20 protein-coding genes and 1 pseudogene are annotated in these 19503 nt (G+C 54.6%); 7 read left to right on the top strand and 14 right to left on the bottom strand.

Annotated features, from left to right (window positions below; all coding sequences use genetic code 11):
• The first annotated feature begins 37 nt into the window (after positions 1-37).
• On the top strand, positions 38-559 hold the full coding sequence (gene sodC, locus OGW13_RS20950; RefSeq protein WP_043000802.1) for a superoxide dismutase [Cu-Zn] SodC: 522 nt from the start codon (positions 38-40) through the stop codon (positions 557-559).
• Here the strand turns inward: sodC and OGW13_RS20945 are convergent.
• From OGW13_RS20945 to OGW13_RS20935, 3 genes and pseudogenes are all read right to left on the bottom strand, one after another.
• Positions 502-2575, bottom strand: a pseudogene (locus OGW13_RS20945) (FUSC family protein). The gene sodC and the pseudogene OGW13_RS20945 sit on opposite strands and share 58 nt — an antisense overlap.
• Positions 2576-3433, bottom strand: coding sequence for an efflux RND transporter periplasmic adaptor subunit (locus tag OGW13_RS20940; RefSeq protein WP_043000800.1), 858 nt, complete (start codon positions 3431-3433; stop codon positions 2576-2578).
• A gap of 2 nt (positions 3434-3435) precedes the next feature.
• A complete protein-coding gene (locus tag OGW13_RS20935; RefSeq protein ID WP_043001939.1) occupies positions 3436-3645 on the bottom strand; it encodes a DUF1656 domain-containing protein in 210 nt (69 codons plus the stop codon).
• Positions 3646-3867: 222 nt separating this feature from the next.
• Here OGW13_RS20935 and slyA point away from each other — a divergent pair, with 222 nt between their 5' ends.
• Complete coding sequence (gene slyA, locus OGW13_RS20930) at positions 3868-4308, top strand: transcriptional regulator SlyA (RefSeq protein ID WP_080343305.1); 441 nt, start codon at positions 3868-3870, stop codon at positions 4306-4308.
• Between the two features lie 44 nt (positions 4309-4352).
• Here the strand turns inward: slyA and slyB are convergent, their stop codons facing one another.
• Complete coding sequence (slyB, locus tag OGW13_RS20925) at positions 4353-4820, bottom strand: outer membrane lipoprotein SlyB (protein ID WP_043000799.1); 468 nt, start codon at positions 4818-4820, stop codon at positions 4353-4355.
• A 271-nt stretch (positions 4821-5091) separates the two neighbouring features.
• On the opposite strand from slyB, the gene anmK reads away from it, so the two are divergent.
• The 5 genes from anmK to pdxY all read left to right on the top strand — a co-directional run bounded on the left by anmK (position 5092) and on the right by pdxY (position 9672).
• Entirely contained in the window at positions 5092-6213 is a 1122-nt protein-coding gene (gene anmK / locus OGW13_RS20920) for an anhydro-N-acetylmuramic acid kinase (protein WP_061070163.1), read from the top strand.
• Between the two features lie 92 nt (positions 6214-6305).
• A complete protein-coding gene (mliC, locus tag OGW13_RS20915; protein WP_043000797.1) occupies positions 6306-6629 on the top strand; it encodes a C-type lysozyme inhibitor in 324 nt (107 codons plus the stop codon).
• A gap of 58 nt (positions 6630-6687) precedes the next feature.
• Positions 6688-7344: a pyridoxamine 5'-phosphate oxidase gene (pdxH, locus tag OGW13_RS20910; RefSeq protein ID WP_043000796.1), complete on the top strand. Its 657-nt coding sequence runs from the start codon at positions 6688-6690 to the stop codon at positions 7342-7344.
• Positions 7345-7470: 126 nt separating this feature from the next.
• The gene (tyrS, locus tag OGW13_RS20905; protein WP_043000795.1) at positions 7471-8745 is read left to right on the top strand and encodes a tyrosine--tRNA ligase; all 1275 of its coding nucleotides are present in this window, start codon (positions 7471-7473) and stop codon (positions 8743-8745) included.
• A gap of 66 nt (positions 8746-8811) precedes the next feature.
• Entirely contained in the window at positions 8812-9672 is an 861-nt protein-coding gene (gene pdxY, locus OGW13_RS20900) for a pyridoxal kinase PdxY (RefSeq protein ID WP_043000794.1), read from the top strand.
• Positions 9673-9720: 48 nt separating this feature from the next.
• Here the strand turns inward: pdxY and gstA are convergent, their stop codons facing one another.
• The 10 genes from gstA to OGW13_RS20850 form a co-directional block, all read right to left on the bottom strand.
• Entirely contained in the window at positions 9721-10326 is a 606-nt protein-coding gene (gene gstA, locus OGW13_RS20895; protein ID WP_044254662.1) for a glutathione transferase GstA, read from the bottom strand.
• A 105-nt stretch (positions 10327-10431) separates the two neighbouring features.
• A complete protein-coding gene (gene dtpA, locus OGW13_RS20890; RefSeq protein WP_043000792.1) occupies positions 10432-11937 on the bottom strand; it encodes a dipeptide/tripeptide permease DtpA in 1506 nt (501 codons plus the stop codon).
• Between the two features lie 607 nt (positions 11938-12544).
• A complete protein-coding gene (nth, locus tag OGW13_RS20885; protein WP_054176670.1) occupies positions 12545-13180 on the bottom strand; it encodes an endonuclease III in 636 nt (211 codons plus the stop codon).
• Positions 13177-13875, bottom strand: coding sequence for an electron transport complex subunit E (locus OGW13_RS20880; protein WP_043000790.1), 699 nt, complete (start codon positions 13873-13875; stop codon positions 13177-13179). The genes nth and OGW13_RS20880 overlap by 4 nt, the downstream gene beginning before the upstream one ends.
• Positions 13876-13878: 3 nt before the next feature.
• Positions 13879-14499, bottom strand: coding sequence for an electron transport complex subunit RsxG (gene rsxG, locus OGW13_RS20875; RefSeq protein ID WP_044254656.1), 621 nt, complete (start codon positions 14497-14499; stop codon positions 13879-13881).
• A 3-nt stretch (positions 14500-14502) separates the two neighbouring features.
• A complete protein-coding gene (gene rsxD / locus OGW13_RS20870; protein ID WP_044328195.1) occupies positions 14503-15561 on the bottom strand; it encodes an electron transport complex subunit RsxD in 1059 nt (352 codons plus the stop codon).
• Entirely contained in the window at positions 15562-17805 is a 2244-nt protein-coding gene (gene rsxC, locus OGW13_RS20865) for an electron transport complex subunit RsxC (protein WP_287116438.1), read from the bottom strand.
• A complete protein-coding gene (gene rsxB, locus OGW13_RS20860; protein ID WP_043000785.1) occupies positions 17798-18376 on the bottom strand; it encodes an electron transport complex subunit RsxB in 579 nt (192 codons plus the stop codon). The genes rsxC and rsxB overlap by 8 nt, the downstream gene beginning before the upstream one ends.
• On the bottom strand, positions 18376-18957 hold the full coding sequence (gene rsxA, locus OGW13_RS20855) for an electron transport complex subunit RsxA (protein ID WP_003029144.1): 582 nt from the start codon (positions 18955-18957) through the stop codon (positions 18376-18378). The genes rsxB and rsxA overlap by 1 nt, the downstream gene beginning before the upstream one ends.
• Positions 18958-19033: 76 nt before the next feature.
• Complete coding sequence (locus OGW13_RS20850; RefSeq protein ID WP_043000784.1) at positions 19034-19474, bottom strand: DUF2569 domain-containing protein; 441 nt, start codon at positions 19472-19474, stop codon at positions 19034-19036.
• Between the last annotated feature and the right edge of the window lie 29 nt (positions 19475-19503).

Raw genomic sequence — 19503 nt, 5'->3', positions numbered from 1 at the left:
TTACACTTAACCGACATACATACAGAACGGAGGTCCTATGAAGCGATTGAGTCTGGCTGTGTTAACCCTGTTAGCCTGTGCGGGGGCGCAAGCCGCCAGTGAAACAGTGGAGATGAATCTGGTTACCCCGCAAGGTGTCGGGCAGTCCATCGGGGAAGTCACCATTGCGGAAACCGAGAACGGACTGGAGTTTACACCGGATCTGAAAGCGTTGCCGCCGGGAGAACATGGTTTTCATATCCATGCCAACGGCAGCTGTCAGCCTGCCATTAAAGACGGTAAAGCGTCTGCTGCTGAGTCTGCGGGGGGACATTTTGACCCGCACAAAACCGGTAAACACGCCGGACCGGATGGCGAAGGGCACCTGGGCGATTTGCCCGTGCTGGTGGTGAATGACGAAGGTAAAGCCATTGTTCCTGTCACGGCAACGCGCCTGAAATCTCTTAACGACATCAAAGACAAAGCGCTGATGATCCACGTCGGTGGCGATAATATGTCCGATCAGCCCAAACCCCTGGGCGGTGGTGGGGCGCGTTTCGCTTGTGGCGTGATCAAATAATCAGGACGTCAGCGACCCTTCTGGCGGCGCTTGTTCCAGTTGGGAAAGCGAACAATACAGTCGCCAGACGATCGCCGCCAGTTCTTGCGCGGCGGGTTGATGATGGTGAGAAAGCGTCTGGCAAATCCGCAGGAGTTCAGCCAGCGTCGCGGCAAGCGGTCGTTGCTGGACGCCGCGTTCGCTCATCACATCATGCAGTAAAGCAATACAGATGTCCCTGACCTGCGACAGCGGGTCAGAACGCGATTCCCAGCTGCGCAGTTGCCAGACGACGTGCGAACAGTTGAGCAACACCACGCCCCAGCGTAGCAGCCAACGCCGTGCCAGCGCATCCTGACTGTTGCTTAACTGACTGATATGGTGATAGGTCAGCGACTCGTACTCATTTTCACTGTACGTCGGATAACGGCTCAACTGATCGACAAAGCTCCGGCGCAGCGCCCGAATATGACGCCGGCTTTTGCGTGCATCCGAACCGGGACGCAAAATCGCGAACGCCAGCCATGACAACGCCACGCCGACAATCTTCGCCGTATTGTCATTCAGAAAATCGGCAAAGTCATAGACCGGCGGGTTGGTCACGGCGATAAACGAACCCATAAAGACAATCAGTTGCCCCCAAAGCCCCGCCAGTTTTGGCATCTGCAATTTCAATAATTGCATGGTGGTCAGCAAGGGGAACAAAAACAGCAGGAACTCCCACAGGTCACTAATCTGCACCATCAGCCCGAACTTGACCACGAAACTGAACAGCGAGAGCAATACCATCGTGCGCATCAGCAGTGAGAGTGATTTAAACGGTGTGGCGACGACGGAGTAAAGCACGCTGCTGATGGCCGCCAGGGTCAGCGCCGCCGATCCCGATTCCCACTGTGAAACAATGCTCCATGTGCCAATCAGCATTAGCGTGACGAAGGTGCGCAGGCCGCTCCAGAGGGCTTCTGCGTGGTCGGTATGCCGTGCCAGCGCTGGCGCGCGCGGAATGTTAACGGTAGTAAGCGGCCCGCCATTTTCAATCACGCGTAGCTGACGGCTGGTACGCAGATAGAGACGGCAGAAATAACGTAACCGCTGCCAGAAGGCGACGTGACGATAGTCGCTTACGTCGGTGGGGGCGAGTGGTGCAATAATCCGCGCGACGGCATAACTGTCAGTTTGTGAACGGGCCAGTGCTGTCAACAGTTGGTCAATAACATCACGTGTGTGGGCCGGAGGAGTCGGCCAGTTCAGTAACATTCTGCGCAGGCTCGAGATGACACTGGTCAGGCGCAGTTGATGGTGCAGCAGGACGTTCAGCAGCGCATTCTGACGCCGGAAGCGGTAATGGCTCCAGAATGCCTGAATACGCAGTAAATTCATTGTCAAAATCTGCCCGATCACCCCTTCGTGGGCCGAGCGGATGGCGTCAGTAGACTCAGGTTGCCACAGCAGGCTGGCGTGTTCCAACAGGCGCGCGTGCATGTTCTTCAGCGCGGTCAGTAGCGCGGTGCCATCGGAGGTGCTGGGCAAAATCATCATCATCGTGCCGCCGCAGAGGATCCCGACAATCACCTCGCAAACACGTGCCTGGGCGATATCCCAGAGTTGAGTGATGTCGACAATGTTCACCATCGGGAAGGCAATAATGGCGGCGGTGTATCCCGCGAGCTGGAAGGCATAAGCCACATTGTTGGTAAACTGCGCGCAGGCCCACGTACAGAAACCAATCCAGGCGGACATGCTCAACAAAAACAGCCACGGTTCGTTGAGCGTATGCCCGGCAAGAATTAACGCTGCGGTCGCCCCCAGCAGACTGCCGGCAATGCGCCCGAGACTTTTACTGATTACGCCGCCGACGGTGGGAAAACTGACCACGGCGGCGGAGGTCATCGCCCAATAGGGTTCATCCAGATTGAGATAGTAGGCAAACGTCAGCGCCAGGCACATCGCGAGGGTATTACGCAGGGCATAGCGCCACTGCCCGGCCGTCGCTTTCAGCCACGGCGTATTGCCCAGAGACACGCGCAGTCGCTTCATTTAGTTGCCGATCGCTACGCTACAGGTCGTGCCGGAAACGAGCGTTACGTCACGTGGAAGCTGGTCAAATTCGATACGCACCGGAACGCGCTGCGCCAGACGCACCCAGGGCACGTTGGGTTTAATATCCGGCACCAGACCGGAATCGCTCTCCACGCTTTGGTCGTAAATCGCGCGGCCAATGCTGGATACGTGACCCTGTAACTTAATATTGCCGCTGTAAAGTGTAATCTGGGCAGGTGCGCCTTCGCGGATATGACGCAGCTTGGTTTCTTCAAAATAACCCATCACATAGAAGGAATGGCTGTCCACCAGGGCAAACAACGGTTGACCGGAGGTGGCGAAGTCACCGGTACGCGTCGACAGATTGGTTATCCACCCGGAGACCGGGGCGTGGACATCCGTCTGCGCCAGTTGCCACTGCGCCTGTCTGAGCGTCGCCTGAGCGACGTCTACGCTTGCCTGCATCGCTTTGACGTTCAGATTGGCGGTATCCAGCTCTTCAGCGGAGATAAAATTCTGCGATAAGTGACGACGGCGAGTGGCTTCGTTATTGGCTTTCGCCAGTTCCGATTGTGCTTTAGCCAGTTGCGCCTGCGCGTTGAGCTCGGCGATATGAAAAGGGGTCTTATCGATACGAAAAAGCAGATCGCCGGCGTTGACGAACTGGTTATCTTTTATCGGGAGATCGACGATGGCGCCGGACACCTGCGGCGTAACGCTGACCTGTTCGGCTCGCACCTTTCCGTCACGCGTCCACGGCGATTGCATGTAATAATTCCACATAAACCATCCCGCCAGAACGGCGAGGGTAGCAACCACAATGGTGGAGAAATATTTCAGTGTTTTCAGCGTCATAATTACCATGCAACCAATAAAAGAAGACCCAAACAGACGCAGAGGGCAAAAATTGACAGATCCATCAATAAAGGATGCCAGATTTCACCCGAGTAAATCCGTTCGCGCAGCAGGCGATGGATGAAAAGCCAGAGGAGAAATCCCAGCGCAAAGGCCTTGAACAGCGGCGGGAAGTAAACAGATGCGCCAATCACTAAATCCTGTAAGGGCATCCCTGTTGTATTGTGTGCGGAGGTCACAAGCAATAGTCCTTTGCGTCAGGCTACGTTTATCCAGGTTTAGCAAAAACTGGTACGAAGCGTGCTTTTTTCGCGTAATGTCTGAAAAATATGTCTGTCGGTAACCAAATGCAGCAATACATTTGTTTTAGCAATACAATTGCTGCACACTATTCTAAAATCAGTATAATATCTTAGCAAGCTAATTATAAGGAGATGAAATTGGAATCGCCACTAGGTTCTGATCTGGCACGGTTGGTGCGCATTTGGCGTGCTTTGATAGACCACCGTCTTAAGCCTCTGGAATTGACGCAGACGCACTGGGTTACGCTGCATAATATTCATCAACTGCCACCGGATCAATCACAGATACAACTGGCAAAAGCGATTGGCATCGAACAGCCGTCACTGGTACGTACGCTGGATCAGCTCGAAGAGAAAGGGCTTATTTCGCGTCAGACCTGTGTCAGCGATCGCCGGGCCAAACGGATTAAACTGACAGAAAAGGCAGAGCCGCTGATTGCTGATATGGAAGCGGTTATCAACAAAACGCGTGGTGAAATTCTGGAAGGGATTTCTGCGCAGGAAATTGACCTGCTGATTAAACTGATCACCCGACTTGAACACAATATTATTGAGCTACAGTCGCACGATTAATGTCATGAAACGTGTGGTCAGGTCCTGACCACACGTTAATTCACTTAGCGCGGAGAAACGGTTACCTGACGACCGTTGCTGGCCAGTACGACACGCTGTCCGGCAGAGAAACGCGTATCACCTTGTTTCTGAACAACCATGATGGTGTTGCCATCATCCTTACGGATTTCCAGTTCAACACCCTGCGTTTTATTCATCGCACCCTGCACGCCTTGTCCGGCGACACCACCGGCGACAGCACCCGCCGCCGTTGCCAGAGAACGACCCGTACCACCACCCACAGTGTTACCCAGGAAGCCACCGAGCACAGCACCACCAATGGCGCCGATCACGTTATCATTATCACCAGCCTGAATTTTTACCGGACGCACGTTTACAATCGTCCCGTAGGTAACGTTCTGAACCTGCTTCGCTTCAGAAGCGGTATAGACATCGCCTGAAAGGCTATCCGTGTTGGCACAACCCACTAAAGATAAGCCAGCCAGTGAAACGATCAGTACACGTTTAATCATTTAAAAATCTCCTGTTCACCATGAAACGCTACCCAAGCATCCCTCATGGTCAAATTATATGGCATTTGCGCGTTTAAGGTCACATGTTCTGTCTGAATGATGCAGAAATCATAATAACAGGCAGCTTAACCAACTTTAAACGAACTATTCAGTGAATTTATTAAATCAACGCGGCGAGGGTGCTTTCGGGAAAAACGTGAATGAAGCGTAGCATTGACTGCGCGTTTATGATGGAGTGTTGGCAAAAAGTCATGCTTAAAAAGGAACATGTATGAAATCGGGCCGTTACATTGGCGTGATGTCAGGCACCAGCCTTGATGGTGTTGATGTCGTACTGGCGACGATAGATGACACGATGGTGGCCCAACAGGGGAGTCTCACCTGGCCGATGCCTGTTTCCCTTAAACAGGCGATTCTCGATATTTGCCAGGGGCAATCTCTGACGCTTTCCCAGTTGGGGCAGTTGGATGTTCGGTTGGGCAAACTGTTTGCCGAGGCGGTCAACGCGCTACTGGTGCAGGAAAAACTGCGTCCGCAAGACATTATCGCTATCGGTTGCCACGGGCAAACGGTGTGGCATGAACCCACCGGCGCGGCGCCGCATACGCTGCAGATCGGCGATAACAATCAAATTGTGGCGCATACCGGAATCACGGTAGTCGGCGATTTCCGTCGTCGTGATATCGCGCTGGGCGGACAGGGCGCGCCACTGGTACCTGCATTTCATCAGGCGCTGCTCGCGCATCCGACCGAGCGAAGAATGGTGCTCAATATTGGCGGCATTGCGAATCTGTCGCTGCTGATTCCAGGGCAGCCCGTGCGTGGATACGACACCGGACCCGGCAATATGCTGATGGATGCCTGGATCTGGCGGCAGTGCGGCAAACCCTATGATAAAGATGCGCAATGGGCCTGCGGTGGGACGGTGATTATTCCGTTGCTACAAACGATGCTCAGCGATCCCTGGTTCTCGCTACCGGCACCGAAAAGCACCGGGCGTGAATACTTCAACTACGGCTGGATTGAACGGCAACTGACGGCGTTCCCGGGGATTGCGCCGCGCGATGTTCAGGCGACGTTGACGGAGCTGACGGCGGTCACCATCTCTGAACAGGTGTTGCTGAGTGGGGGCTGTGAACGTCTGATGGTCTGCGGCGGCGGTAGTCGTAATCCTTTGTTAATGACCCGACTGGCAGGACTGCTGCCGGGAACGGAAGTGACGACCACCGATGAGGCCGGGATCAGCGGCGATGATATGGAAGCGTTGGCATTTGCCTGGCTGGCGTGGCGCACGCTGGCTGGTCTTCCGGGCAATTTGCCCTCGGTGACCGGTGCCTCTGAAGCAAGCATTCTGGGCGCGGTGTTTCCCGCCACCCCACGAACTCAGAGTTAACTGAATTTTTCTTTCGTCTTCTGCCGTTACACTGTGGAGATTAGGAGGGTGAATTCACCCTCCTGGACCAGGAAAGTCTACAGGATACGTCTATGAAAAAACTGCTACTCATCTGTTTTCCGCTTATGCTCTCTGGTTGTAGCGTCTACAACCAGTTTGTTGAACGTATGCAAACGGATACGCTGGAATACCAGTGTGATGAAAAACCGCTGACGGTAAAATTGAATAATACCCGTCAGGAGATGAATTTTGTTTATGACAACAAACTGCTTAATCTGAAGCAGGGTATTTCGGCGTCAGGCGCGCGTTATACCGACGGAATCTATGTGTTCTGGTCGAAAGGCGACGGAGCGACCGTCTACAAACGTGACCGTATCGTGCTGAATAACTGCCAGTTACAAAACCCGAAGCGTTGAGATTTCCAGCAGGGCGGCGCACAATAGCGCCACCCACTGACAATCCGTAGCGAACCCCATGTCTGATAACGACGAATTGCAGCAAATCGCGCATCTGCGCCGTGAATACACCAAAGGCGGTCTGCGCCGCCGCGATCTTCCCGCTGAGCCGTTAACGCTTTTCGAACGCTGGCTGGCTCAGGCATGTGACGCCAGACTGGCGGATCCCACCGCCATGGTTGTAGCGACCGTTGACGAAAATGGCCAACCGTATCAGCGTATTGTGTTGCTGAAACACTACGATGAAAGAGGGCTGGTGTTCTATACCAACCTCGGCAGCCGTAAAGCGCATCAAATCGAAAAAAATCCCCGCATCAGCCTGCTGTTTCCCTGGCATATGCTGGAACGTCAAGTGATGGTGACGGGTAAAGCCGAACGCTTATCGACCCTGGAAGTGGTGAAGTATTTCCACAGCCGTCCGCGTGACAGCCAGATTGGCGCCTGGGTCTCGAAACAGTCCAGCCGCATTTCCGCGCGCGGGATCCTCGAAAGTAAATTCCTCGAATTAAAACAGAAATTCCAGCAAGGCGAAGTGCCGCTGCCCAGTTTCTGGGGCGGATTCCGCGTCAGCATAGAACAGATGGAGTTCTGGCAGGGCGGTGAGCACCGACTGCATGACCGCTTTTTATACCAGCGTGAAAATGACGCATGGAAAATTGACCGTCTCGCACCATAAACCCGGAAAATTGTTGCGTTAAGCGCTAGCGCTGTGTGCGCCAGCGCTTTATTCTATAGAGCTTTCGCGTCTGGCGAAAAGTCGTGTACCGGCAAAGGTGCAGTCGTTTTATACATGGAGATTTTGATGGCAAGCAGTAACTTGATTAAACAATTGCAAGAGCGGGGGCTGGTTGCCCAGGTGACGGACGAGGAAGCGTTAGCAGAGCGACTGGCGCAAGGCCCGATCGCGCTCTATTGCGGCTTCGATCCTACCGCTGACAGCTTGCATTTGGGGCATCTGGTTCCCTTGTTATGCCTGAAACGCTTCCAGCAGGCAGGTCATAAACCTGTGGCGCTGGTCGGTGGCGCGACCGGTCTGATTGGCGACCCGAGCTTTAAAGCCGCCGAGCGTAAACTGAACACCGAAGACACCGTTCAGGAGTGGGTAGACAAAATCCGTAAACAGGTTGCTCCGTTCCTGGATTTCGACTGCGGCGACAACTCCGCTATCGCGGCGAATAACTATGACTGGTTCGGCAACATGAACGTGCTGACCTTCCTGCGCGATATCGGTAAGCATTTCTCTGTCAACCAGATGATCAACAAAGAAGCGGTGAAGCAGCGTCTGAACCGTGACGATCAAGGGATCTCCTTCACTGAGTTCTCCTACAACCTGTTACAGGGTTATGACTTTGCCTGTCTGAATAAACTGCATGGTGTGGCGCTGCAAATCGGTGGTTCCGATCAGTGGGGTAACATCACCTCCGGGATAGACCTGACGCGTCGTCTGCATCAGAATCAGGTCTTCGGTCTGACCGTTCCGCTGATCACCAAAGCGGACGGTACCAAGTTCGGCAAAACCGAAGGCGGCGCAGTATGGCTGGATCCGAAGAAAACCAGTCCGTACAAATTCTATCAGTTCTGGATCAACACGGCGGACGCCGACGTGTATCGCTTCCTGAAGTTCTTCACCTTCATGGACATTGAAGAGATCAATGCGCTGGAAGAAGAAGACAAGAACAGCGGTAAAGCGCCGCGTGCGCAGTACGTGCTGGCCGAGCAGGTCACGCGTCTGGTGCATGGCGAAGAGGGCCTTATCGCGGCGAAACGCATCACCGAGAGCCTGTTCAACGGTACGCTGAGCGATTTGAGTGAAGCGGACTTCGAACAACTGGCGCAGGACGGTGTGCCAATGGTCGAGATGGAAAAAGGCGCAGATCTGATGCAGGCGCTGGTGGATTCCGAACTGCAGCCGTCTCGTGGTCAGGCGCGTAAGACCATTGCGTCAAACGCGATCACCATTAACGGCGAGAAGCAGTCGGATCCGGAGTACACCTTCACCGAAGGCGATCGTCTGTACGGCCGCTACACGCTGCTGCGTCGCGGTAAGAAGAATTACTGTCTGGTGTGCTGGAAGTAATCGAAAGTTAGCAGGGGCGTGGGAAACCACGCCCCTTTATTTTTTCAGGGTTGTGGTAAGCAAAAAATGAAGAATATCCTCGCCATTCAGTCCCACGTTGTTTTTGGACATGCTGGCAATAGCGCCGCGGAGTTTCCGATGCGCCGCCTCGGTGCCAACGTCTGGCCCCTCAATACGGTTCAATTCTCTAATCACACGCAATACGGCAAATGGACTGGCTGCGTCATGCCGCCCTCGCATCTGACGGAGATTGTGCAGGGCATTGCCGATATCGATCAGCTGAAGCGCTGTGATGCGGTGCTGAGCGGTTATCTGGGTTCTGCCGAGCAGGGCGAGCATATTCTGGGGATTGTGCGTCAGGTGAAAGCGGCGAATCCGGCGGCGAAATATTTTTGTGACCCGGTGATGGGACATCCGGAAAAGGGGTGCATTGTCGCGCCTGGCGTCGCCGAATTTCATGTTCGCCACGCGTTACCTGCCAGCGACATCATCGCCCCGAATCTGATTGAGCTGGAAATTCTCTGTGAACACGCGGTGAACACCGTGGATGAAGCGGTTACCGCCGCCCGCGAGCTCATTGCGCAGGGGCCGGAAATTGTGCTGGTCAAACACCTGGCGCGTGCGGGTTACAGTCAGGATCGTTTTGAAATGCTGCTGGTTACTGCCGATGACGCCTGGCACATCAGTCGTCCGCTGGTGGATTTCGGTGTCCGTCAGCCGGTCGGCGTGGGCGATGTGACCAGTGGTTTACTGTTAGTGAAATTGCTGCAGGGGGCGACAATCCAGCAGGCGCTGGAACATGTGACGGCGGCGGTGTATGAGATTATGATTGCTACCAAAGCAATGCAGGAATATGAACTGCAGGTGGTGGCGGCGCAGGATCGTATCGCTCAACCAGACCACTACTTTAGCGCCACACAGCTTTGACTTGCCTGCCGGATGCGGCGTTGACCGCCGCCATCCGGCCTGATTCGCTTACTGTATTCCTTCCGCCTTCAGCGCTGCCGCAACGCCCGGACGCTCAGCCATTCGTTTCATATATGCCGCAATATTCTCTAACCCGTCCATATTGAGTTTTACCGCATACGCCCAGCGCAGTACGGTGAAAAGGTAGGCATCCGCGATAGTGAAACGCGAGCCACAAATCCATTGTCCCTCTTTGAGAGCGGCATCAACGTACTGCATTTTCTTCTCAAGAAGCGCGCGAACGGTCGGTTTATACTCTTCTGGAGTGTCAGGGCGAAACAGCGGCGTGAAGCCTTTATGCAGTTCAGTCGCAATGTAGTTAAGCCATTCCAGCGTCTTGTAGCGTGAAATGCTGCTTACGGGAGCCAGCAACTGGCGATCAGGAACGCTGTCGGCGAGATATTGCATTATCGCCACGCCTTCGGTCAGCAGCGTACCATCATCGAGCAGCAAAGCGGGAACCTGTCCTTTCGGGTTGACCGCGAAAAAATCATCGCCGTTTTCCAGACGCTTTTTCATCAAATCCACGCCATCCAGCGTGAAATCTTTCCCACTCTCGCGAAGGGTAATATGGGAGGCAAGAGAGCAGGCGCCTGGCTTGTAGAACAGTTTCATCGATAACTCCTTTCAACTGAGGTTTAACGTATCCTGGTTCGGGTTCAGGCAAAAAAAAAGCCGCTAACGCAACGTTAGCAGCTTCATTATGCGTTTCCCAGAAATTTACGCGGTAGCGGTTTTAGACGCTTTCTCGCGAGGTTCGTCGTCCTGAGTCATGCGGTTCAGTTTCGGCGCCGTCAGCAACATCAGAACAGCGATCACTGCGGTCGCCACGCCAATCTGCAGGAACACGCGACCATACACTTCCAGAGACATCAGCGGGTCTGTTACGTTTTCCGGAACCGCCATCATGCTGGCGACATAACCGCCAATGATGTTGGCGCCGGCAGTGGTGAGGAACCAGCTACCCATGATGAAGCCCATCAGACGCTGTGGAACCAGCTGTGCCACCATGGCCAGGCCCAGACCGGAAATCATCAGCTCACCGATACTTTGCAGGCCGTAGCAGATGATCAGCCAGTTAACGGAAACGATGCCCGCATCAGAGGCGAATTTGGCACCCAGCGGCAGGATCAGGAACGCGCCTGAACACAGCACCATACCAATGGCAAACTTCGTCGGCATCGGCAGAGTGTCGCCCATCTTGTTATAGATAGCCGCGAGGATAGGACTACCAATGATGATCCAGAACGGGTTCAGCGCCTGATACTGTTCAGGTTCGAACGCGATGCCAAGAATGGAGTGCTCAACGTTACGGATAGCGAAGAAGTTCAGCGATGTCGGCATCTGGCTGTACAGCACGAAGAAGATGATCGCTTCCAGCATCAGAATGAACGCCACGATCATTTTACGACGAGCCGCACCCTGCATAGAGAAGGCTTCTTTACCGAAGATAATCACGATACCAAGCGCGATCACACCCAGAACCATGCGGGCGATTTGCTGGTTATGCAGCAGCCAGGTGGCGATCGCGATGAGCGCGATAACACCGACGATGGTCAGCAGCAGGTTGCGGAAGTTAATCGGCTCAAAGTCAGGTTTAGAACCGTAGTTCTTCACCCAACGCTGGCAGAACGCGAAGTTCACCACGGTGATCAGCATACCGACAACGCTCAACGCGAACGCGGTGCTCCAGCCGTAATGCGCGGCAAGCCACGGCGTTGCCAGCATTGAGAAGAATGAACCGATATTGACGGACATGTAGTACATCGTAAATGCACCATCAAGACGCGGGTCATCTTTTGCATAGCAGGTTGAGAGCAGCGAGGACGGGTTAGCTTTAAACAGACCATTACCCACGGCAATGGCGGCCATCCCCATATAAACGATGCCAGCGTCGTGTCCGGACCATGCCACCAGGGCATAACCAATAGCCAGGACTACCGCACCAAGCATAATGACGCGCTTGGTACCCAGAATTTTATCGCCTAACCAGCCACCAATGGCGACCAGACCGTAAACCAGGGCGCTAAAAGACGAGAAAAGAGTGATTGAATCCGCTTCAGACATACCCAGTTGTTTAACCAGGTAAACGGCCATAATTCCTTGTAAGCCGTAATAACCGAAACGCTCCCAGAGCTCAATCGAGAAGATGAGATAGAACGCCTTCGGTTGTTTGAAAGCGTTAAGACTGACGCTTTCCGTTGGTTTCTTGTTTGCAGTAGACACTTTAGCCTCTTTTTTTACATCCCATATTAACGGGGGTGTTCTGTCACGTGATACCACTGGGTAGCCGTGAAATTGTTATAGTGGGAGGGGAAACGGCAAGTAATGTTCACTATCTTGCACTTTCAGACAAGTCTTTTGTAATAACCTGTTACATATATCTCATCTGGTGAATTCATCGGGGTAGATAAATGTTATCTAGCGTTAAATTTTTTTAATTGCGTAATGGCAGTTTTTTACGCTGTCAACGGGCCCTGAAAATCGCTGCATGGCGATATGTTCTGCTATGTGCCGTTTAACGTAGTGATAAAGGCCAGTATCTAAAAAATAGCCAGTGTAATGTTTTGTGTATAAAAACTGACTCCTTGTCATCTGATTGTAGAATTAACCAAATTCAACAAAATAATTTACATAGGGTTATCACTATGATCGGGATCACAGTTGGATAGAAATTTTCGTTATTAAAAAAAGGATTAACCTGAATAAGCACTAATCACCAGGATTATTCATTTGTCTAAACCTGGTGACGTGGAATCATTGACGGAATGAAGAGGAAGAAGTAGAGGATAACAAAAAGTTATGGCGGGGCGGATGGGGTTGCCCCGACGAGTCAGATATCGACCTTCTCTTTGTATTCACAAAGATCTTCGATGATGCAGGAGCCACAGCGCGGCTTGCGGGCAATACAGGTGTAACGACCGTGCAGGATCAGCCAGTGGTGGCAGTCGACCTTAAACTCTTCGGGAACCACTTTCAGCAATTTCTCTTCCACCTGCTCAACGTTCTTGCCGGGCGCAAAGTGGGTACGGTTACAGACGCGAAAGATATGCGTGTCGACGGCGATGGTGGGCCAGCCGAAGGCGGTATTCAGCACGACGTTTGCCGTCTTGCGACCCACGCCCGGCAGGGCTTCAAGCGCCGCACGGTCCTCAGGCACCTCGCCATGATGTTGCTCAAGCAGGATGCGGCAGGTCTTAATCACGTTTTCGGCTTTGCTGTTAAACAGGCCGATCGTTTTGATATAGGACTTCACGCCCTCAACGCCGAGTTCCAGCATGGCGGCGGGGGTATTGGCAACCGGGTAGAGTTTCGCCGTGGCCTTGTTCACGCTGACATCTGTCGCCTGGGCCGATAACAGCACGGCGATCAACAGTTCAAAGGGCGAGCTGAAATTCAGTTCGGTCGTCGGATGCGGATTATTCGCGCGTAATCGGGTTAAAATTTCTAACCGCTTTGCTTTATTCATGAGACATTCCCTGGTTCAGCGGAGGGCAACTCCGTTGCGACAGACGCACTGGCGCGACGTTTTTTCATCTTCTCATCAATGAGATATTTCACCGCCAGCATGAGTCCCAGGCCAATAAAGGCGCCGGGGGGCAGCATTGCCAGCAGGAAAGGAGAGTCGGTGTGGAAAATTTCCACGCGCAGTACCTTTGCCCAACTACCGAGCAGCCCATCCGCACCGTCAAACAAGGTTCCGTTGCCGATAATCTCACGTAGAGAGCCCAGCACAAACATAGCGCCGGTTGCGCCCATCCCGATGGAAAACCCGTCGAGCGCAGAGAGCGCCGGACCCTTTTTGGCGGCGAAGGCTTCAGCACGTCCCACCACAATGCAGTTGGTCACGATCAGCGGGATAAAAATCCCCAGCGACTGGTAGAGGCCAAAGGCATAGGCGTTGATCAGCATCTGTACCACACTGACGACCGACGCGATAATCATCACATAAATTGGGATACGAATTTCTGCCGGCGTCCAGCGACGTAATGTCGAGACCGCCAGATTAGTCAGGGTCAATACCAGCGTGGTGGCAAGACCCAGTCCCAACGCATTGGTCGCCGTAGAGGTTACCGCCAGCAGAGGGCACAGTCCCAACAGTTGTACCAGTGCCGAGTTGTTTTTCCACAATCCCTGAACGATGACGTCTTTAATTTCGCTCATGATTTATTCTCCGCAGGCCGGAAGTTGAGGAAGTTGTGCCGGCAGCGTCCGGGCATACAGTCCGGCACGCTTGACGGCATTGACCACCGCACGTGGCGTAATCGTCGCCCCGGTAAACTGGTCAAAATCCCCGCCGTCTTTTTTCACGGCCCAGTGGCTGTCGTTATCACTCTGGATTTTTTTTCCGCTGAAACCGGTGATCCAGTCAGACAGACGCCGTTCTATTTTATCGCCCAGACCCGGCGTTTCATGGTGTTCCGTCACGCGAGTGCCTAAAATCGTACCGCTGAAATCGGCGCCGACCAACAACTGGATGGCACCGGAATAACCATCCGGTGCCGTCGCCTCAAGTACCGCCGCCACGGGAGTCCCGTCCTGCTCAGCGATATAAACGCGATGCTCGCCTTTGCCCAGCTCAGGGGCGCTGACCACGACGCAGCGATCCTGCAAACGGTTATTATAGCGATCGGCAGGCAAGACCTGATCAAACAGCGCCTTTTGCTGAATGGCTGCCTGTTCATCAATGGTGGTTTTGGTCAACTGGTTGATGGCGGCGGTGAGTCCGGTCGAGCCAGCGGCAAACAGCGCCAGGGTGATGCCATGTTTACGAATCGTTTTCAGCATGGATTATCCTTTGCGGTGTCCGTACACGCGCGGGCGCGTGTAGTAGTCAATCAGCGGCACCGTAATATTGGCTAACAGTACGGCAAAGGCCACGCCATCCGGATAGCCGCCGAAGCTACGGATTAACCACACCAGCAGGCCCGCCAGTGCGCCAAACACCAGACGACCGCGATTGGTCGTCGAGGCCGTCACCGGGTCCGTCAGAATGAAGAATGCGCCAAGCATCGTTGCCCCACTGAGCAGATGAATTTGCGGGGAAGCCAGCGACTCGGGGACAAACAGCCAGCCCAGCGTCGCACAGACGCCCAATGAGAGCAGGAAGCTTACCGGAATATGCCAGCGAATAGCTTTTTGCTGTAGCAGAAAAACACCGCCAGCCAGCCAGGCCAGGTTGACCCACTGCCAGCCCGCACCGGCAAACATACCGTTGTAAATGGGGTACTGCATGATCTGCTCAACAGAATGACCTGCATGCAGAGAGGTTTTGAACGTATCCAGCGGCGTGGCCTGGCTTACCCCGTCAATCCCCATACGCAACGTATTCATATCACCGCCGCTGGCGGTATGCCCGGTAAAGATGACCTGCAGCGCATCGACCAGTCCCGGCGCGCTGGCGGCAATATCCTGCGGGGGCAACCAACTGGTCATCTGCACCGGGAAGGAGATTAGCAGCACCACATAACCAATCATCGCCGGGTTGAACGGGTTTTGTCCCAGACCACCATACAATTGCTTGGCAATGATCACCGCGAATACCGTACCGAGGATCACCATCCACCAGGGGGCGAGGGGAGGAATACTGACGGCCAGCAGCAGACCGGTCAGCAGCGCGGAGTTATCTTTTAAAATCGCCACTACCGGCTGTTTACGCAATCTGAGTACGGCGGCCTCCGCCAGCAGCGCACTGGCGCAGGCGAGTACGATCTGGAACAGCGTCCCCCAGCCGAAAAACCACCATTGCACGGCGATGCCTGGCACCGCAGCCAGTAAGACCAGCAGCATAATGCGCGAGGTTTGACGCTGATTATGCGTGTAGGGAGAACTTGCGATTCTGAATACCATTTATTCCTCGTTAACAACCTGCTGCTGAGCGTCTTTTTTAGCTTTTGCGCGCGCTATTGCAGCGGCGATGGCCGCCTTGCGTGGGTCGACCGGTTCCAGGGAGGGGGCAGCTGGTTCGTCGCTGGCCTGCTGTTCCTGTTTACGCGCCTTCGCACGGGCGATAGCAGCCTCAACGGCGGCTTTGCGCGGATCCACCGGTTCAGCCGGTGCGGCAGGTTCGCTGCTGGCCTGTTGTTCTTGTTTGCGTGCCTTCGCACGGGCGATAGCAGCCTCAACGGCGGCTTTGCGCGGATCCACCGGTTCAGTTGGCGCAGCAGGTTCGCCGCTGGCCTGTTGTTCTTGCTTGCGCGCTTTCGCGCGGGCAATAGCGGCCTCAACGGCGGCTTTGCGCGGATCCACCGGTTCAGCCGGTGCAGCAAGTTCGCCGCTGGTCTGCTGTTCCTGCTTGCGCGCTTTCGCGCGGGCGATCGCGGCCTCAACGGCGGCTTTGCGCGGATCCATCGGTTCAGTTGGTGCAGCAGATTCGCCGTTGGTCTGCTGTTCCTGCTTGCGCGCCTTCGCACGGGCGATAGCGGCCTCGACGGCGGCTTTACGCGGATCGGCATCCACTGCGGTGACGTTCCCGGCCTGTTTTGCTCGTGCCAGCGCTTTGCGCGCTTCGCGAGCGGCTATCACCGCACTATTGTCCGGTTTTTCACCGGCTTTGATCATCACCGGTTGAGTCGCTTGCGCCTGTTTCTCTTTGACGCGAGCCAGGGCGGCGGCAATGGCATCCTGATCTTTTGCCGCAGGCTGCACGGCGGCTTTCTTGTGACGTTCCAGACGCGCCGCTTTCTCTCGCTCCAGGCGAGCCTGACGCGCTTCAAAGCGCGCTTTAGCCTCTGCCGCGCGTTTCTCTTCCTGGCTTATTGCGTAAAGCTCGGCTTTCTCCTGACGGAAATATTGCACCAACGGAATATTGCTCGGGCAAACCCAGGCACAGGCACCGCATTCAATGCAGTCGGCAATGTTATGCGCCGTGGCTTTGTCATGCTGTTGCCCTTTACTGAACCAGTAAAGCTGCTGGGGCAGAAGATCTGCCGGGCAGGCGTCGGCGCAGGCGCTACAGCGAATGCAGCCTTTCTCTTCCTGTGGTTCACCCATCTCTGTCGCTGACGGTGCCAGCAAACAGTTGGTGATCTTTACGACCGGCACATCGAGCCACGGTAGGGTGAAGCCCATCAGCGGGCCGCCCATAATCACCATCTGATCGGCAGAAGGGCAGAAACCGGCATCATTTAACAGATGTTTCACTGGTGTACCCAGCCTCGCCCAGACGTTGCCTGGACGACTGACCGCTTCACCGGTGAGGGTCACAACCCGTTCAGTAATCGGTTCTCCATCGACGATCGCGCGTTTTACCGCATACGCCGTACCGACGTTTTGCATCAGTACGCCGATGTCGGAAGAACGACCGCCGTGCGGAACCTGCTTCCCGGTCAGGATTTGGGTCAGCTGTTTTGCGCCGCCCGACGGATATTTCGTCGGGATGACACGCAGTGAGATATCCCGCGCGTCGGCCAGCACCGCACGCAGCATTGAGATGGCCTGCGGTTTGTTATCTTCGATACCGATGAGGACTTCACTCGGTTGCAGAATATGCGCCAGGATACGGATACCCTCGACAACCTGCGCCGCACAATCCTGCATCAGCCGATCGTCGGCAGTGATATAGGGTTCACATTCCGCCGCGTTGATGATCAGCGTTTCAATTTTGTCGCCGCCACCCTTTAATTTATAGCCGGTTGGAAAGCCGGCACCGCCCAGTCCAGCGACGCCGAACTGGTGAATACGTTCGATTAGGGCTTCGCGGCTCTGCGAACGGTAATCCTGCCAACCTTCGCGTTCAATCCAGCGGTCTTCACCGTCGGCGTCGATGATCACGCTAAGTTCAGCTAATGCCGAAGGATGCGCCGTTGAGTGGGGCGCAATGGCGACCACCGTCCCGGAAGTGGGCGCATGAACCGGGAGCATTCTTCCCCATCCACGGGTCAGCGCTTGTCCGCGCAATACGTGTTGCCCTTCGGCGACGCACAGTTCACCTTCGGCACCGATATGTTGTTTGAGCGGCATAACAAAGCGCTGCGCGAGGGGAACCTGACGCAGCGGCGTGCCGTTTGACTGGGTTTTCATTTCCGGCGGATGGATACCGCCGTTGAAATCCCAGATCTTATCTTTTCTGAAAGCAGAGAATAACTTAAGCATGTTGTTCCACGGGGATATTACGCACGGGGATCGTGTTCAAATCCCACTTCCAGCTGTCAGGTGTTTCGGCGACCGGACGCAGTTCAATGCAGTGAGTCGGGCAGGGATCCACGCACAGATTGCAGCCCGTGCACAAATCACTCATCACCGTGTGCATGGCACGCGTTGCGCCAATAATGGCATCCACCGGGCAGGCCTGAATACACTTGGTGCAGCCGATACAGTTGGCTTCATCAATCATCGCCAGCATGCGGACCGGCGCCACATCCTGTTCATCGCCATCAATCGGCTGGGGATCCACGTTCAGCAGTTCAGCGATTTTTAACATCACCGCTTCGCCGCCAGGCGCACAGCGGTTAATTTTTTCACCCTGACTGCCAATCGCTTCCGCATAGGGGCGACAGCCGGGATAGCCGCATTGCCCACACTGGCTCTGCGGCAGAATCTCATCGATTTTTTCCACGACAGGATCATCCTCCACCGCGTAACGACGGGAGGCGTAACCCAGGATAGCGCCGAACACCAGGCCCAGCAGGCTCACGGCGGCAACGGCAATCCAGATAGCATTCATTACAACTTCACCAAACCACTAAAGCCCATAAAGGCCAGAGACATTAACCCGGCGGTAATCAGCGCAATGGCGTTACCGCGAAACGGTGCCGGTACATCTGCAACGGCGAGACGCTCGCGAATCGCCGCAAACAGCACCATCACCAGCGAGAAGCCGACGGCGGCGGAAAAACCGTACAGCGCCGACTGTAAAAAGTTATGGCCGAGATTGATATTCAGCAGCGCGACACCGAGAACCGCGCAGTTGGTGGTGATCAGCGGTAAGAAAATCCCCAGCAGGCGATAGAGCGCCGGGCTGGTTTTGCGCACCACCATTTCAGTAAATTGCACCACGACCGCGATAACCAGAATAAAGGCTAGCGTGCGCAGATAAATGAGATTGAGCGGGATCAGGATCCAGGTGTCAATCAGCCAGGCGCAGATTGAGGCCAGCGTCATCACAAACGTGGTCGCAAGCCCCATCCCCATCGCGGTTTCCAGCTTTTTGGAAACGCCCATAAAAGGACAAAGCCCCAGAAACTTAACCAGTACAAAGTTATTGACCAGTACAGTTCCGACAAACAGCAGCAGGTAATCAGTCATTTTTCGGCCTGAAATAAAAAAGCCGCCTATTATCTGACAATCTACAGCAGGCGACAACAGGTTAACTGTAAGGTTATTACGGGTTCACAAAGGTCGTTTTCACACGCGAGGAACGCTTGAAATAGGGCACTAACAGTGCTGCCGCCAGCAACGGGAAGAGTAACTGACGCACAGCTAAGGCGTCGGGCACCGGTGAAAAGGCAAAAGCCTTGACCGCCAGTAAGACGGAGACCAGCAGCCAGATAATATAGTGCTTCGGCACACTGCGTCTGCGCTTAAAGAACGCAATCGTCAACCACAGGGTGTAATACCACATGGCAATCGCGGTGAGAAAAGAGACGCCCCACAACAGCAGGTTGCCGGTACTTTGCTCCGCCAGCATCGCTAACGTTTTGGGCGAGGCGAGCGCCGTAGCATACAGGAACAAGGCCAGCGACGCACTCAGCAAGGCGACTAAAAGCCAGGCCAGCGGGCCCAGTAACCAACCGCCAATGCGCTGTGCCGGTGTTGTGGTCATAAAATCTCCGGAATTGCCAGACGTACCGT

It is taken from the genome of Citrobacter sp. Ca225 (assembly GCF_030337175.1).
Taxonomy (GTDB): Bacteria; Pseudomonadota; Gammaproteobacteria; order Enterobacterales; family Enterobacteriaceae; genus Citrobacter_A; species Citrobacter_A amalonaticus.
Note: the sequence above shows the minus strand (reverse complement) of the source record. Positions and strands in the feature narration are given on the sequence as shown.

What these genes read in the sequence shown, in the direction of transcription:
- OGW13_RS20850 (WP_043000784.1), bottom strand. Translation starts at nt 19,474, where the DNA reads ATGACCACAACACCGGCACAGCGCATTGGCGGTTGGTTACTGGGCCCG.
- rsxG (WP_044254656.1), bottom strand. Translation starts at nt 14,499, where the DNA reads ATGCTGAAAACGATTCGTAAACATGGCATCACCCTGGCGCTGTTTGCC.
- nth (WP_054176670.1), bottom strand. Translation starts at nt 13,180, where the DNA reads ATGAATAAAGCAAAGCGGTTAGAAATTTTAACCCGATTACGCGCGAAT.
- rsxC (WP_287116438.1), bottom strand. Translation starts at nt 17,805, where the DNA reads ATGCTTAAGTTATTCTCTGCTTTCAGAAAAGATAAGATCTGGGATTTC.
- rsxB (WP_043000785.1), bottom strand. Translation starts at nt 18,376, where the DNA reads ATGAATGCTATCTGGATTGCCGTTGCCGCCGTGAGCCTGCTGGGCCTG.
- OGW13_RS20935 (WP_043001939.1), bottom strand. Translation starts at nt 3,645, where the DNA reads ATGCCCTTACAGGATTTAGTGATTGGCGCATCTGTTTACTTCCCGCCG.
- rsxD (WP_044328195.1), bottom strand. Translation starts at nt 15,561, where the DNA reads ATGGTATTCAGAATCGCAAGTTCTCCCTACACGCATAATCAGCGTCAA.
- rsxA (WP_003029144.1), bottom strand. Translation starts at nt 18,957, where the DNA reads ATGACTGATTACCTGCTGCTGTTTGTCGGAACTGTACTGGTCAATAAC.
- slyA (WP_080343305.1), top strand. Translation starts at nt 3,868, where the DNA reads ATGAAATTGGAATCGCCACTAGGTTCTGATCTGGCACGGTTGGTGCGC.
- pdxY (WP_043000794.1), top strand. Translation starts at nt 8,812, where the DNA reads ATGAAGAATATCCTCGCCATTCAGTCCCACGTTGTTTTTGGACATGCT.
- anmK (WP_061070163.1), top strand. Translation starts at nt 5,092, where the DNA reads ATGAAATCGGGCCGTTACATTGGCGTGATGTCAGGCACCAGCCTTGAT.
- pdxH (WP_043000796.1), top strand. Translation starts at nt 6,688, where the DNA reads ATGTCTGATAACGACGAATTGCAGCAAATCGCGCATCTGCGCCGTGAA.
- OGW13_RS20880 (WP_043000790.1), bottom strand. Translation starts at nt 13,875, where the DNA reads ATGAGCGAAATTAAAGACGTCATCGTTCAGGGATTGTGGAAAAACAAC.
- gstA (WP_044254662.1), bottom strand. Translation starts at nt 10,326, where the DNA reads ATGAAACTGTTCTACAAGCCAGGCGCCTGCTCTCTTGCCTCCCATATT.
- slyB (WP_043000799.1), bottom strand. Translation starts at nt 4,820, where the DNA reads ATGATTAAACGTGTACTGATCGTTTCACTGGCTGGCTTATCTTTAGTG.
- tyrS (WP_043000795.1), top strand. Translation starts at nt 7,471, where the DNA reads ATGGCAAGCAGTAACTTGATTAAACAATTGCAAGAGCGGGGGCTGGTT.
- sodC (WP_043000802.1), top strand. Translation starts at nt 38, where the DNA reads ATGAAGCGATTGAGTCTGGCTGTGTTAACCCTGTTAGCCTGTGCGGGG.
- mliC (WP_043000797.1), top strand. Translation starts at nt 6,306, where the DNA reads ATGAAAAAACTGCTACTCATCTGTTTTCCGCTTATGCTCTCTGGTTGT.
- OGW13_RS20940 (WP_043000800.1), bottom strand. Translation starts at nt 3,433, where the DNA reads ATGACGCTGAAAACACTGAAATATTTCTCCACCATTGTGGTTGCTACC.